14 protein-coding genes and 1 pseudogene are annotated in these 14175 nt (G+C 70.0%); 9 read left to right on the plus strand and 6 right to left on the minus strand.

All coding sequences use genetic code 11. The features are described from left to right. Window positions 1-99: 99 nt before the first annotated feature. The 7 genes from QNO10_RS14050 to QNO10_RS14080 are packed head-to-tail and all read left to right on the plus strand — an operon-like array spanning window position 100 to window position 6816. On the plus strand, window positions 100-633 hold the full coding sequence (locus tag QNO10_RS14050; RefSeq protein WP_229946067.1) for a D-glycero-alpha-D-manno-heptose-1,7-bisphosphate 7-phosphatase: 534 nt from the start codon (window positions 100-102) through the stop codon (window positions 631-633). Next, a complete protein-coding gene (locus tag QNO10_RS14055; protein WP_229946659.1) occupies window positions 630-1691 on the plus strand; it encodes a glycosyltransferase family 9 protein in 1062 nt (353 codons plus the stop codon). The genes QNO10_RS14050 and QNO10_RS14055 overlap by 4 nt, the downstream gene beginning before the upstream one ends. Beyond that, complete coding sequence (locus QNO10_RS14060; protein WP_229946064.1) at window positions 1688-2722, plus strand: glycosyltransferase; 1035 nt, start codon at window positions 1688-1690, stop codon at window positions 2720-2722. The genes QNO10_RS14055 and QNO10_RS14060 overlap by 4 nt, the downstream gene beginning before the upstream one ends. Then, window positions 2719-3972 (plus strand): glycosyltransferase, encoded by a 1254-nt coding sequence (locus QNO10_RS14065; protein WP_229946059.1) that lies wholly within the window; start codon window positions 2719-2721, stop codon window positions 3970-3972. The genes QNO10_RS14060 and QNO10_RS14065 overlap by 4 nt, the downstream gene beginning before the upstream one ends. Window positions 3973-3974: 2 nt before the next feature. Beyond that, the gene (locus QNO10_RS14070) at window positions 3975-4610 is read left to right on the plus strand and encodes a D-sedoheptulose-7-phosphate isomerase (RefSeq protein WP_442860220.1); all 636 of its coding nucleotides are present in this window, start codon (window positions 3975-3977) and stop codon (window positions 4608-4610) included. After that, window positions 4607-5971: a PfkB family carbohydrate kinase gene (locus QNO10_RS14075; protein ID WP_229946056.1), complete on the plus strand. Its 1365-nt coding sequence runs from the start codon at window positions 4607-4609 to the stop codon at window positions 5969-5971. The genes QNO10_RS14070 and QNO10_RS14075 overlap by 4 nt, the downstream gene beginning before the upstream one ends. A gap of 53 nt (window positions 5972-6024) precedes the next feature. Continuing rightward, window positions 6025-6816, plus strand: a complete 792-nt coding sequence (locus QNO10_RS14080; protein ID WP_229946052.1) for an SDR family oxidoreductase — start codon at window positions 6025-6027, stop codon at window positions 6814-6816. Between the two features lie 40 nt (window positions 6817-6856). Here QNO10_RS14080 and QNO10_RS14085 read toward each other — a convergent pair. Further along, window positions 6857-7788, minus strand: a pseudogene (locus tag QNO10_RS14085) (DMT family transporter). Between QNO10_RS14085 and QNO10_RS14090 the strand changes: the two are divergent. After that, window positions 7787-9202 carry an aminotransferase-like domain-containing protein gene (locus tag QNO10_RS14090; protein WP_229946051.1) on the plus strand — a complete coding sequence of 472 codons (1416 nt, stop codon included), beginning with the start codon at window positions 7787-7789 and terminating at the stop codon, window positions 9200-9202. The pseudogene QNO10_RS14085 and the gene QNO10_RS14090 overlap by 2 nt on opposite strands. A gap of 3 nt (window positions 9203-9205) precedes the next feature. On the opposite strand, the gene QNO10_RS14095 is transcribed toward QNO10_RS14090, so the two are convergent. The 5 genes from QNO10_RS14095 to gap form a co-directional block, all read right to left on the minus strand. Continuing rightward, a complete protein-coding gene (locus tag QNO10_RS14095; RefSeq protein WP_229946049.1) occupies window positions 9206-9514 on the minus strand; it encodes a helix-turn-helix domain-containing protein in 309 nt (102 codons plus the stop codon). Further along, window positions 9514-10005, minus strand: coding sequence for a DUF2975 domain-containing protein (locus QNO10_RS14100; RefSeq protein ID WP_229946047.1), 492 nt, complete (start codon window positions 10003-10005; stop codon window positions 9514-9516). Before QNO10_RS14100 ends, QNO10_RS14095 begins: the two co-directional genes overlap by 1 nt. Window positions 10006-10092: 87 nt before the next feature. Then, window positions 10093-11142 carry a CU044_5270 family protein gene (locus tag QNO10_RS14105; RefSeq protein ID WP_229946045.1) on the minus strand — a complete coding sequence of 350 codons (1050 nt, stop codon included), beginning with the start codon at window positions 11140-11142 and terminating at the stop codon, window positions 10093-10095. After that, complete coding sequence (locus tag QNO10_RS14110; RefSeq protein ID WP_229946037.1) at window positions 11108-11704, minus strand: RNA polymerase sigma factor; 597 nt, start codon at window positions 11702-11704, stop codon at window positions 11108-11110. Before QNO10_RS14110 ends, QNO10_RS14105 begins: the two co-directional genes overlap by 35 nt. Before the next feature lie 154 nt (window positions 11705-11858). Then, window positions 11859-12866 carry a type I glyceraldehyde-3-phosphate dehydrogenase gene (gene gap, locus QNO10_RS14115; protein ID WP_229946034.1) on the minus strand — a complete coding sequence of 336 codons (1008 nt, stop codon included), beginning with the start codon at window positions 12864-12866 and terminating at the stop codon, window positions 11859-11861. A gap of 98 nt (window positions 12867-12964) precedes the next feature. Between gap and QNO10_RS14120 the strand changes: the two genes are divergently transcribed. Beyond that, entirely contained in the window at window positions 12965-14170 is a 1206-nt protein-coding gene (locus tag QNO10_RS14120; RefSeq protein WP_229946032.1) for an ROK family protein, read from the plus strand. Window positions 14171-14175: the final 5 nt, after the last annotated feature.

Consider the following 14175-nt stretch of genomic DNA (forward strand, 5'->3'; position numbering starts at 1 on the left):
AACAACCGGCCGCCGGATACGGGTGGTGCGGCAGTGCACCTGTCCAAGAAGTGGCCCGCGGGATGTTTAGCTCCCCTTCCGGAGGGGAACAGATGCGGTATGGGATTTTTGCCGTCACCGCCGCGTGCCGTCCTGTTCGACCGGGACGGCACGCTGGTTGTTGACGTGCCCTACAACGCTGACCCGGCCCTGGTGCAGCCCTTGCCCGGCGCCGCCGAAGTGCTGGACCGGCTGCGGCGGCAGGGCGTCCGCGTTGGAGTGGTCACCAACCAGTCCGGCATTGGCCGGGGAATGCTGACCGCTGCCCAGGTGGAGAGGGTCAACGCCGCAGTCGAGAACCTGCTGGGTCCCTTCGATGTCTGGGAACTCTGCCCGCACGCCCCCGGATACGGGTGTATCTGCCGCAAGCCCCGTCCCGGCATGGTGCTGCGGGCCGCCAGGCGCCTCGGGCTCGATCCGGTCGAGGTCGCAGTGATCGGAGACATCGGCGCCGACATGCGGGCCGCCGCAGCCGCCGGTTCGCGCGGTGTGCTGGTTCCCACATCGGTGACCCGTGCCGAGGAAACCGCCGCCGCGCCGCTCGTGGCCAGTGACCTGGCCGGCGCGGTGGAGCTGTTGTGGGGCAGCAGATGACCCGGCGCGTGCTGGTGGCACGGCTCGACGGCGCCGGCGACGTCCTCCTGGCCGGGCCCGCCGTCCGGGCCGTGGCTGCGGCGCCCGACGTCGAGGTAATACTGCTGTGCGGGCCGCAGGGCGCGGCCGCCGGCCGGCTGCTGCCCGGGGTGTCCCGGGTGCTGGAGTGGTCCTGTCCCTGGATCCTGAACCCCTCACCGGAACCATCCCGGGACCTGCTGCAGGCGCTTCGGGAGGCGGTCCGCGCTGCCCGGGCCGACGAAGCGGTCATCCTTACGTCCTACCACCAGTCGCCGCTGCCCCTGGCGCTGCTGCTCCGGGAGGCGGGGGTCTCCACCATCACTGGGGCGTCCACGGATTACGCCGGGGCGCTGCTGACCTGCCGGCTGAAACCCGAGGAGGACTTCCCGGAAGACCAGCCGGAGGCGGAACGGGCACTGCGGATCGCAGCCGCCGCGGGTTTCCGGCTTCCGGCCGGCGACGACGGCAGGCTGCGGCTGGGTCCGCTGCCGGACGTTTCCCATCTGGTGGGCGGCACACCCTACGTCGTAGTGCATCCAGGTGCGGCGGTGCAGGCGCGTGCCTGGCCCGCGCTGCACCATGCCGCCGCCGTCGAACTGCTCACGGCTGCCGGATACCGCGTGGTGGTCACCGGCGGACCGGGCGAGAAGGAACTGACCGCCACGGTCGCCGCCGTGGCCGGACTGGACCTGGGCGGACGTACCGATCTGGCGGGGCTGGCCTCCCTCCTGGCGGGAGCCGACGCGGTGGTGGTCGGCAATACCGGCCCCGCCCATCTCGCCGCCGCAGTGGGAACCCCGGTGGTCAGCCTCTTCGCCCCGGTGGTCCCCGCCATCCGCTGGGCGCCCTACCGGGTTCCACTGGAACTGCTGGGGAACCAGGGCGCCCCCTGCGGCGGGACCCGGTCCCGGACCTGTCCGGTTCCGGGACATCCCTGCCTGTCCGGCGTCACGCCTCAACAAGTGGTGGACGCGGTACAGCGGCTGGTCACCGGCGTTCCATCCCTGCAGACGCACCGTGAAATGAGGCACCGATGAAGATCCTGCTGTGGCATGTCCACGGCGGCTGGATGGAGGCATTCATCCGCGGCGCCCACCAGTACCTGCTGCCGGCCACCCCCGCCCGGGACGCCTGGGGGCTGGGGCGCGGCGGCAGGCCCTGGCCCGGGTCCGCCGTCGAGGTGGCGCCGGAGGCGCTGCGGGAACAGCAGATCGACGCCGTAGTGCTGCAGCGCCCCACGGAAATCGAGGCCTGCACCCGCCTGCTCGGCCGCCGGCCGGGCAGCGACCTTCCCGCCGTCTACCTGGAGCACAACACCCCGCGCGGCAACGTGCCCTCCACCCGGCACCCGCTGGCCGGGCAGACGGAGATCCCGATCGTGCACGTCACGCAGTTCAACCGCCTGTTCTGGGACAACGGAGCGGCTCCGGTGCGGGTGATCGAACACGGCATCCCCGATCCCGGCTACCTCTACACCGGGGAACGCCCGCATCTGGGGGTGGCCGTGAACGAGCCGGTCCGCCGCGGCCGGGTGGCCGGAACCGATTTACTCCCCGGCTTCGCCCGGACTGCTCCGCTGGAGGTCTTCGGCCTCGGGACAGAACTATTGCCGGATTCCCTGCACCTCGGGAGTGGACGGGTGCTGGTCCGCGGCGACCTCCCCGTTGCCCGGCTGCACCGGGAACTGGCCGGCTGCCGGGCCTATCTGCACCCGATGCGGTGGACCTCGCTGGGACTGTCCCTGCTCGAGGCCATGCACCTGGGCCTGCCCGTCCTGGCCCTGGCCACCACCGAAGCGGTCCGGGCCATCCCTCCCGGGGCCGGGGTGGTCAGCAACGATCCGGAGGAGCTGCTCCAGGCCGCACGGATGTTCTTGGCGGATCCGGAGCAGGCGCGCACCTGCGGCCGCGCCGCACGGGCAGCTGCCCTGGCCCGGTACGGGCTGGACCGGTTCCTGGCCGACTGGGACGGACTCCTCGCAGACCTGCTCACAGAGACGGATTCCGCCGCGCCGTTGGCCGCGGCGGCAGGAGCCACACCGGCATCGACAGGAGGGGGACAACAGTGAGAATTTCAATGGTGTCCGAACACGCAAGTCCGCTGGCTGCACTGGGCGGGGTGGACGCCGGCGGCCAGAACGTGCACGTGGCCGCACTCTCCGTGGCGTTGGCCGCCCGCGGCCACACGGTCCAGGTGTACACCCGTCGGGATGATCCCGGACTGCCGGACCGGGTGCAGGTCCAGGACGGGCTGGAAGTCGTCCATGTCACCGCCGGGCCGGCACTTCCGCTGCCCAAGGATGACCTGCTGCCCTACATGGGGCAGCTGGCCGACGGCGTTGTGGCCGACTGGGGTGCCGAACCGCCCGACGTCGTGCATTCGCATTTCTGGATGTCCGGCCTTGCGGCGCTCGAGGCGGCCAATGCAGCGGAGGGCGGCGTGCCGGTGGTCCACACCTTCCACGCCCTGGGCACCGTGAAGAAACGGCACCAGGGTGCCGAGGACACCTCCCCGCCGGAGCGGACCTGGCTGGAGCCCTCCGTGGGCCGCCGCGCGGACCGGGTGCTGGCCACCTGTTCGGACGAAGTCTTCGAGCTCAAGGCGATCGGGGTGCCGGGCAACCGGATTTCCGTTGCCCCCTGCGGTGTGGACCTGTCCCTTTTCGCGTCCGAGGGACCCGCGGAGCCGCGCCGGCGGCGGCACCGGATTGCCGCCGTCGGGCGCCTGGTGCCGCGCAAGGGTGTGGACCTGGCCATCCAGGCCCTGGCCCTGCTGCGGGATGAGGGCCTCGACGACGTCGAACTGCTGATTGTGGGTGGCTCCAGCGACTGCGCCGGGCTGGAATCGGATCCGGAGGCGCGGCGGTTGCTGGATCTTGCCCGGTCCCTGGGGGTCGAGGACCGGGTGCTGCTGCGCGGACAGGTGCCGCGTGAACAAATGCCGGCGGTGCTGCGCAGTGCGGATGCCGTGGTGTGCGCGCCTTGGTATGAGCCCTTCGGCATCGTGCCGCTGGAGGCGATGGCGTGCGCGGTGCCCGTGGTGGCCTCCGCGGTGGGCGGACTGATCGATACCGTGGTCCACGGCAAGACCGGCCTGCATGTGCCGCCCCGGGACCCGGCGGCCCTGGCCGCGGCACTCTCTGAGCTGCTGCAGAATCCGCGCTACGCCCGGCGGCTGGGTGCGGCGGGCCGGCAGCGCGCCGCCGCCCGCTATTCCTGGGACCGGGTGGCGCTGGATACGGAGAAGGCGTATCAGCTTGCCCTGGGCACGGCGGCCCGGCCGGTCCGGCTGCAGCCGCTGGGAGGGAAGGCACTGTGAGCATCGAATCGCCGATCACCCCGGCGCCGGCATCCTTCGCGGGTGCGGGTGCGGAGCAGGCGGTGCTGGACCATCTGGCCGCCGCGCAGCCCGCGCTGCTCTCCGTCCAGCGGCAGGCACGGCACCTTACGGAGTGGGGCATTGAGCTGGCGGCCCGCCTGCTGGCAGGGCACCGGCTGCTGTGCGCTGGAAACGGCGGTTCCGCCGCGGAAGCGCAGCATCTAAGTGCGGAACTGGTGGGCCGGTTCGACGGGGAGCGGCGCCCGTTTTCCGCCCTTGCCCTGCATGCGGAAACCTCCGCGGTCACCGCGATCGCCAATGACTACGGATTCGAGCAGCTCTACGCCCGGCAGGTGCAGGGCCACGGCAGGCCGGGTGACGTCCTGATCCTCTTCTCCACCAGCGGTGCCAGCCCCAACCTGCTGGCCGCGGTGAGGGCCGCGCACGATGCGGGGCTGCGCACGTGGGCGCTGACCGGGCGGGCCCCGAATCCGCTCGCGGCGGCGTGCCAGGACTTCATTGCCATCGACGCGCCGGCGGCGAACGCGCAGGAGGCCCATCTGGTTGCCCTGCATGCCCTCTGCCGGTCCTTCGACGCCGAGATCGCGCGGTGCACAGAGGCAGGAGGAACTCCGTGAAGTCGATAGTTGTGGTGGGTGATGTCCTGCTGGACACGGACATTTCCGGCTCGGCGCAGCGCCTGTCTCCGGACGCTCCGGTGCCCGTGGTGGAGGTGGACGACGTGGGACGCCGGGCGGGAGGAGCCGGTCTGGTGGCGCGCATGCTGGAACGGGACGGGCGGCAGGTCCAGCTGGTGACGGTGTTGTCCGACGACGACGCGTCCGGGCTGCTGCGCACAGCGCTGGCCGGCATCCCCCTGGTCGAGGGTCCGTCAAACGCCCCCACCCCGGTGAAGACCCGGATCCGGGCCGGCACCCATGCCGTGGTCCGCTTCGATTCCGGCTGCTCCCCCGCCCCGGTTCCCGGGGTTACTCCACAGATGCTCGCCGCCGTCGCCGGAGCCGATGCGGTGGTGGTGGCCGACTACGGACGGGGCCTGACCGCCAACCCGCTGCTCCGGGAGCTGCTGGCGGTCCTGGCCGCACGCATTCCGGTGGTCTGGGACCCGCATCCTGCGGGTACGGATCCGGTGCCCGGCGTCGCTGCCGTGACGCCGAACCTCGCCGAGGCCCTGCACGCCGCGGGACTGGCGCCGGGCGGGGTTCCGGCCGCCCTGCACGCGGCGGAACGGCTGCTGGCCCGCTGGCAGAGCCAATCCGTAGTGCTCACCATGGGGGCACAGGGTGCGCTGGCACTGCCCGCGGCGGGCCTGGCGCAGGTTCTTCCGGCCCCGAAGGTTTCCGTGGACGACACCTGCGGTGCCGGGGACAGGTTCGCCGCTTCCCTCACCGCCCGGCTGCTCGACGGCGCCGGGCTGGAGGCTGCCGCCGAAGGCGCGGTGCAGGCCGCGGCGTCCTTCCTGGCCGCAGGGGGCGTGGCCAGCCTCGAAACGGAGGCACCGCTGCAGATGCCGGGTTCCGGAGCGCCGGACGCCATGGAAACGGCGGCGCGGGTCCGGGAACGCGGGGGAACCGTGGTGGCCACCGGCGGCTGCTTCGACCTGCTGCACGCCGGACATGCCCGCACGCTGCTTGCCGCCAGAGGACTGGGCGACTGCCTGATCGTCTGCCTGAACTCGGATGATTCGGTCCGGCGGCTCAAGGGTGAGCACCGTCCGATCATCGGTGCCGGGGACCGGGCCGAACTGCTGCAGTCCCTGGAATGCGTGGACGGGGTGCTGGTCTTCGAGGAGGACACTCCCACCGCGGTGCTGGACCGGCTGCGGCCGGACATCTGGGTAAAGGGCGGCGACTACCGCGAAGACCAGCTCCCCGAAGCCGCGTTAATCCGTTCCTGGGGCGGGGAAACCGTCACCGTCCCGTTCCATCCGGCCCGGTCCACCACGGCCCTGGCCGCCGCACTGGCGAAGGTCGGGTGACCGGCACCATCCCCGGTTTCCACCGCCACGCCGTTCCGCCGAAAGGAATTCCCATGAGCCTGTCCCCAGCGGCCCCCGCGCCGGCCTCCCTTCCGGATCCAGTGCCCGGTCCTGTCCCGGTCCCGGACCCCCTCATCCAAATACTCCCCCTTCCCGCGGTGTTCACCGGCCGGGTGCTGGTCACCGGCGGCGCCTCCGGGCTGGGTGCCGCCGTCGTCCAGGCGGTGACCGAGGCGGGCGGCAGCGTGGTGGTGCTGGACCGCGATATCAGCGCCGTCACGGAGGCGAAGGCCATACAGGTGGACGTGGCGGACCGGGCCGCCGTTGAAGCGGCCGTCCAAGAGGCGGCGCAGATCCTGGGCGGACTGGATGCCGTGGTGACCGCCGCCGGCATTGACCGCTGCGGGCGGCTGGAGGACGTGGCGGCGGAGGAATGGGAGAAGGTCATCGGGGTGAACCTGATGGGCACCGTCTCCGTGGTCCGGGCGGCGCTGCCTCATCTGCGGAAGAGCCACGGCCGGGTGGTCACGGTCGCCTCCTCGCTCGGCATCAAGGCGGTGTCCGATGCCACGGCGTACTGCGCCTCGAAGTTCGGGGTGATCGGGTTCAGCCGTGCCCTGGCGGCCGAGACCCGTGGCCAGCTGGGCGTCACCACCATGATTCCCGCCGGGATGAAGACCCGGTTCTTCGACGACCGCACCGAGCAGTACCGTCCGCAGGACGATTCGCGGCTGAACGATCCGGAGAACGTGGCCGCGGCGATCCTCTTTGTGCTGGGCCAGCCGAGGGGGTGCGAGGTCCGGGAAATGGTCATCTGCCACGAGGAGGAAGACTCCTGGCCGTAAGCCGGGCAATTACGGCCAGGGTGCGCAGTCCGGCGCCGGCCTAGCCGCGCACCTGCCGGCTCCGGGACCGGACCGCGACGGCGGCACACAGGATCACGGCCACTCCGCCGAGCGCCGTGGCATAGGTGAGCTGCTCGCGCAGGATCAGGGCCGCCCAGCAGATGGTCAGCACCGGCTGGACCAGCTGCACCTGGCTGACCTGCGCCATGGGACCGATCCCAGCCCGCGGTACCAGGCGAAAAAGCCCAGGAACATGCTCACCACGGCCAGATAGCCGAAGGCGCTCCACTCGGTGAGGCTTCCCGTGGGTGGCCGGCCGGCCACCGCCGCCAGGGTCAGGGCCAGCATCAGCGGAGACGCAAGGACCAGCGCCCACGAGATGGTCTGCCAGGCCCCGAGTTCCCGGGCCAGCAGGCCGCCTTCGGCGTAGCCGACCGCCCCCGCACCAACGGCGGCAAGCAGGAGGACATCGGAGAAGTGCAGGCCGCCAAGCCCCCCGCCCTGCAGCGCGGCAAACCCAACGGCCGCAGCGGTTCCGAGCCCGGCCATCAGCCAGAACATCCGGGGTGGACGTTCCTGCGTCCGCAGGACAGCGATGACAGCCGTTGCCGCCGGAAGGACGGCAATGACCACCGCGCTGTGGCCGGCCGGGGCAGTGGTCAGGGCAAAGGAGGTAAAAAGGGGGAACCCGGCGACGACGCCGCCGGCCACCAATGCCAGGCGTCCCCACTGCGCACCCCGTGGCAGGCACTGCCGGGTGGCCGCGAGCGCGGCTGCGGCGAGGAGGGCGGCGATGACTGCCCGGCCCGCACCGATGAACAGCGGCGACATCCCGCCGTCCTGCACCGCAATGCGGGTGAAGGGGACAGTGAACGAGAAGGCCGCCACACCCAGCAGCCCCCAGCCGAGTCCGGCTCGGTTTAGGGATAGCAGCGGCGCAGGATCGAGAGTAGCGCTATTATCTGGCTTCATGGCCGATAGTAGCAGTGCACAACGGATCGCGGCAGGGCTGCGGACCTGGATCTCGACCGCCGCCCCGGGGGCGCAACTGCCGTCGACGCGGACCCTGGTGGCGCAGTACGGCGCCAGTCCGGTCACGGTGCAAAAGGCGCTGCGCACCTTGGGTTCGCTGGGCCTGGTGGAGAGCCGCCCCGGCGCCGGAACCTTTGTGCGGGCCCGCAGCGCCGCCCGCCCGCACGACTATGCCTGGCAGACTGCCGCGCTGGGCGCCCCGCGGAGCATCCCGCCGATGTCCGCTGCCCTGCGGGCCGTCCCCGACGACAGGATCGCGCTGCACGCGGGGTATCCGGACCGGGACCTGCTCCCCTCCCGGCTGGTGCGGGCCGCATTCGCCCGTGCCGCGCGCAGCGAAGCCGCCCTTTCCCGCTCCCCCGCCGCGGGGCTGCCCGACCTTCGGGCCTGGTTCGCCGCGGAACTGGGTGAAGCCGCACCGTTCGGCGTCGCGCCGCCGGCACCCGCCGACGTCGTCATCCTGCCGGGCAGCCAGAGCGGCCTCAGTACGGCGTTCCGCGCCCTCGTTGGCCCCGGCCAGCCCCTGCTGATGGAATCGCCCACCTACTGGGGCGCCATCCTCGCCGCCGCGCAGGCCGGGGTGCAGGTCATCCCCGTGCCCAGCGGCAGCCTCGGCCCGGACCCCGCTGAGGTGGCCCGCGCCTTCGAATCAACCGGTGCCCGGGCCTTCTATGCCCAGCCCACCTTCGCCAACCCGACCGGGGCCCAGTGGTCCCGTACACGGGCGGACCAGATCCTGGAGACGGTGCGACGGTACGGAGCCTTCCTGATCGAGGATGACTGGGCCCATGAGTTCGGCATCGCCGGCACCCCGGAACCCCTGGCCGCCCGGGATGACAGCGGACACGTGGTGTACCTGCGCTCCCTCACGAAGAGTGTCTCCCCCTCGGTGCGGGTGGCGGGCATCATTGCCCGCGGCCCGGCCAGGGAGCGCCTGCTGGCGGATTTCCAGGCCTCGTCGGTGTATGTCAGCGGCGTCCTGCAGGCCGCAGCGCTCGACGTCGTCACCCAACCGGCGTGGCAGACGCACCTGCGTTCCCTCCGCGGGCAGCTGGGCACCCGGAGGGACCTGCTGGTGGACGCGCTGCAGGAGCATGCGCCGCTCGTCCAGCTGGACGCAGTGCCCCGGGGCGGCCTGAACCTCTGGGTGCGGCTGCCGGATGCCACCGATGTGACCCGCTTTGCCCGCGAGTGTGAAAACGCCGGAGTCCGGGTGGCCCCTGGCACCGAATGGTTTCCGGCGGAGCAGACCGGCGCCTACCTCCGGCTGAACTATTCCGGCCCCAACCCCGGGTCGTTCGCCGAGGGTGCCCGCATCATCGGGCAGACGCTGGAGCAGCACCGGCAGGACTGACCGCTACTGTGCGGCCCGCGAACCCGCCGAAGGCCCCGGCTCGGACTCCGGCACGCCGTTCGCCGCTGCGCCGGCGCCTGCGCCCGCGCCCGCGCCGGTATCGGCGTTCTCCGGCTCCCACCGGAGGAGGTCCCCCGGCTGGCAGTCGAGCACCTCGCAAAGGGCGGCCAGGGTGGTGAAGCGGACGGCCTTGGCTCGTCCGTTCTTCAGGACCGCCAGGTTCGCCGGGGTGATCCCGATCCGTTCGGCCAGGGTTCCCACGGGCATTTTCCGCCGAGCGAGCATCACGTCGATGTCCACGATGATGGGCATCAGATCACCCCGCCGAGCTCGGTGCGCAGCCGGGCCGCCTCTGCGGCTGTCGCGACGGCGGAGGCCAGCAGTGCCCGCATCACCAGAACGAGCAGGGCGCCCGCCGCAATGGTAATGCCCATGCCGCTGATCAGCAGGACGATGCCCGGTGCCACTTCCTCGCCGGGGGCCAGCACCGTGCCCAGCGCGAACAGCAGCAGGGCCGCGGCCGAGAGCGCGCCGATGATGACATCCACGTAGCGGAAGGCCGCGGAGGAGAAGACGGTCCCCCGCCGCACCATGGTCAGCAGCCGCCAGACGCAGACCAGGCAGACCTGGAACGCCAGGATGCCGAGCACCACGATGGACAGGACGGGTATGCGGACGGCTTCCGCGCCGGCTTCGGCGAGGTCAATACCGAACAGCGGCACCATCACGGCCTGCACAAACAGGGTGCCCAGCAGCACCAGCGCGAGGACGCTCCGTAACACCAGGATTGTTGCTTTTCCCATCATGGTCTCCCTGCGGAAGCACTGCGGCTATTGAAGGTCAATCAATACTTATCGATTATCGAGAGATTCCGCAAGGGTCCCCCGAGCCTAGGGCGCCGAATCCACTACGGAGGTTGTGATTGCCGTCCACCTAGTCACGGTGCCCGCCGGGACCCCTTTGTCCTCCCTGAGCTGCACCTCCCGCTCGCCGATCATTTGGCCGGACTCCGGGTCGATGATGATTTCCATCCTGGTCCGGTAATTGCTGCTTTTCATTCCCAGGGAGACTCCGGTCCGCCCGTCCAACGTGGCCTCGCGGTCCACCACGGTCACCCCTGGGATCAGGGCAATAGCTTCGTAGAGCGCGGCACGCAGGTTAGCCGGAATCACACCTGTTCGCAGGATGTTTGAGGCAGCCGTGAAGGCTTCGGCATCCGTGTTCCATCCTCTGCCCTTTGTTTGTTCATAAATCATGTTCAACAATTCGTCCGGGTTGAGGGGTGCGCTTTTAATCATCTCGTTCAGCGAAATATCGTTGAGGACCTGCCAGTCGAAGCCGCCCCATTGCCCGCCGGGTGCACGCAATACTTCGCCGTCCATCGGCATTCCGAAGGCCCGCCTTTCCGCCATCCTCTCCGACGCCTGCCGCGAACCTTCGCCGAAGAACTGCACCGGTGCAATGGGCTCCGAGGTCCAGACCCATTCCCCGGTCCTATCCGCCGGCACATACATCTGCCGGTCCAGACTGGCTAGCCAGCGGTAAGTGGCCTCTCCCGTCTGCCTGGGCTCGAACATCATTATCACGCCGGTGGTATTGATCTTCAGGTACTGGCCTGGCTGGACTACGGGATCAGACGTGTTGACCGCGGCTGTCGCGGCAGCGTCGAGCACCCGGTCCGCCTCCGCCGTCGCCCCCGGGCGTTCACCCGAACCCATGACGTCGACCGCCACCAGCGTCGCGACGAGTGCCACAGCCGCGGCGGAGGCAAACAGAGTGCGGCGCCAGGGCCGCACGGGGTGCAGCACCGGTGCCGGGGTTTGATGTGCGGATTCATCCGCCGCCCTTTGCATCAGCTTCTCCCGCCCGGAGGCCAGGACGGCCGGGGTTACGGTTCCGGTGGTGTTACGCGTTGCGCGGAGCAGGTGCAGTTCGTCCATGATCACTGTCCATTTCGTCGAAAAGGGCAAAGCCGAGGTCGGCCCGGAGCCTGCGCCGGGCGCGGTTGATGCGGGAGCGGACGGTGCCGATGGGCACGCCCGTTGCGGTGGCGATGCCGTCATAGGTCAGGTCCGCCCAGGCATAGAGCAGGATCGCTTCTCGGTCGATCGGGGTCAGCGCGTGCAGTGCCGCACCGATCCGGGACCGGTCGCCGTCGGCGTCGACCGCCGCGTCCACGTCTTCCAGCCCGTCGGCGGCATGTCCGCGGCCGCCGTTCCGGGCCAACGCCCGCAGCATGCGGGCTTCGGCGCGGTGATGCCGGCGCAGCAGATTCGTGGCGATGCCGAAGAGCCAGGGCCGTACGGCCTCGGACGGTCCTTCGAAGCCTGCCCTGCGTTCAAAGGCGATCAGGAAGGTTTCCGCCATCACGTCTTCGGCGGCAAAGTCACCGGCACGCCGGGCCGCGTACCGGTAGATGTCCGGTGCGTGCCGGTCATAGAGTTCCCCGAATATGGCAGGGCCGCTGCGCGACCGCTCCACAATCTCTTTGTCTGTCTTCACACCTTGTAATGCCCGATCACCGGCAATGGTTCACGGATCCCCCGGATTTCTTTTCGACGGCTGCCCCTCTGGGCAACATGCACATTAAACGACGACGGCGCCGCCCGGACTCGCAGGGAGTCCGGCGCGGCGCCGTCGGGCGTGCTTCTTGAGACTAGAGCTTGGAAGCAACCAGTCCGGTCAGGTCGACCAGGCGGTTGGAGTAGCCCCACTCGTTGTCGTACCAGCCGACGATCTTGACCTGGTTGCCCATAACGCGGGTCAGGCCGGAGTCGAAGATGCAGGAGGACGGATCGCCCACGATGTCGGAGGAAACAATCGGATCCTCGGTGTACGTGAGGATGCCGGCCCAGCGCGGATCCTGTGCGGCCTTGGCGTAGGCGGCGTTGATCTCTTCGACCGTGGCTTCCTTTTCCAGCGTGACGGTCAGGTCAGTGACCGAGCCGGTGGGGACGGGAACGCGGATGGCGAAGCCGTCCAGCTTGCCCTTCAGCTCCGGCAGGACCAGGCCGATGGCCTTTGCGGCACCGGTGGAGGTCGGCACCATGTTCAGGGCAGCGGCACGGGCGCGGCGCAGGTCGCTGTGCGGGCCGTCCTGCAGGTTCTGGTCCGCCGTGTAGGCGTGCACGGTGGTCATGAGGCCCTTTTCGATGCCGAAGGCGTCGTTGAGGACCTTGGCCAGCGGGCCCAGGCAGTTGGTGGTGCAGGAGGCGTTCGAGATGACGTCGTGGTTCTCGGCGTCGTAGTCGCCGTCGTTCACGCCCATAACCACGGTGAACGCGTCACCCTTGGCCGGAGCGGAGACCAGGACCTTCTTGGCGCCGGCGGTGATGTGCTTGCGCGCATCGTCGGCGTTGGTGAAGAAGCCGGTGGATTCGATGACGATGTCCACATCGAGCTCGGCCCAGGGCAGGTTGGCCGGATCGCGCTCAGCGAAGACCTTGATGGTGGAGCCGCCGACAACCAGGTTGCCCTCTTCGACGGTGACCTTCTCGGCCAGGCGTCCGGCTACCGAGTCGTACTTGAGCAGGTGGGCCAGCTGGGCGGGATCGCCGAGGTCGTTGACCGCAACAACCTCAAAGCCTTCACCGTGCTGCAGGGCTGCCCGCAGGTAGTTGCGGCCGATCCGACCAAAACCGTTGATTCCGACGCGTACCGTCATGAGTGCCTCCTTGATGCAAACAAGTAAATTTAGGAACTAAATTTATTCTCTCCTATAATTATGCTGTTATTACCGCCACACGTCAAAAGGCCACTTCCATGGACGCCTCCGCCAACACCCCGCAGCTGCTGCGCCGCACCAACCTGCGCGCCGTGCTGGAGGTGCTCCGTGCCGCCCCGTCCGTCACGGGCACCGACCTGATCAACGCCACCGGCCTGACCCGGGCCACGGTGATTGCGGTCTGCGACGACCTGATTGCCCGCGGCTGGGCCCGCGAAACCGACTCCCCGCGCCTCGACCGGCAGAAAGGCCGGCCCGCCCGCCGGTTCGAGTTCAACGAAAGTGCCGGTTACGTCCTGGGGCTCGACGTCGGCATCGCCACCGTCCGTGTGCTGGCCGCGGACCTGGCGGGCGTCGTCGTGGGCGAATCAGAGGCGCGGTTCCCGCGTCACGGCGGGGAGCCGGAGCAGCGACGCCGGGTAGTCACCGAGGCCGTTGACGCCGCGCTGGCGGACGCCGGGATTTCCTCTTCGGCGGTACTGTGCGCCGGGATGGGCATTGCCGCCCAGGTCACCGGGGCAGGCGTTATGGCCCCGGGGCAGGAGGTGGCGCCCATGTTTGATCTCGGGTTGAGTTCCACCTTCAGCGAGGCCCGGGGCTGGCCGCTGCTGGTGGAAAATGACGCCAAACTGGCAGCCCTCGCCGAACGCTGGCGCGGCGTTGGTGCCGGTGAGGACAATCTGGCGGTGATCCTGGCCGGCGAACGCCTGGGCAGCGGCATCATCGAGTCCGGCCGGCTGCTGCACGGCGCATCCGGCGGCACCGGGGCCATGGGCGTCCTGGATCTGGTTGCCGGGGTCGGCAACGAGGACGGCATCGCGAAGCTCGCGCGCCTCTGGGGCAGCGCCGCGTTGAAGGAGGGGCACAGCGGCAGGATCCGCGAACTCGTGGGGCCGGACACCAACCGCGCCTCGGCACGGCTGGTGTTCGAGGCTGCCGAGGCCGGGGATCCGGTGGCCGAGGAAATCCTGGGCCGGATCGCCCGGCGGATGGCCAGGGTACTGGCCCTGGTGTCCTCGTTCTTTGATCCCCGGCTTATCGTGATCGGCGGTGCGGTGGCGGCGTCGGCCACGGCCCTCCTGCCCGCCATGACGCAGGAACTGGACCGGTATGTGGCGAAGCCGCCCCGCGTTGCCGTCTCGAACCTGGGCACCATGCTCGTCCCCACCGGCGCCGTCCGCCTGGCCCTGGATTATGTGGAGACCCACCTCCTGGACCTGGTGCCCGAACCGCGCCGGGAGTAGGCGGA

The sequence above is a fragment of the Arthrobacter sp. zg-Y919 genome, assembly GCF_030142045.1.
Classification (GTDB): Bacteria; Actinomycetota; Actinomycetes; order Actinomycetales; family Micrococcaceae; genus Arthrobacter_B.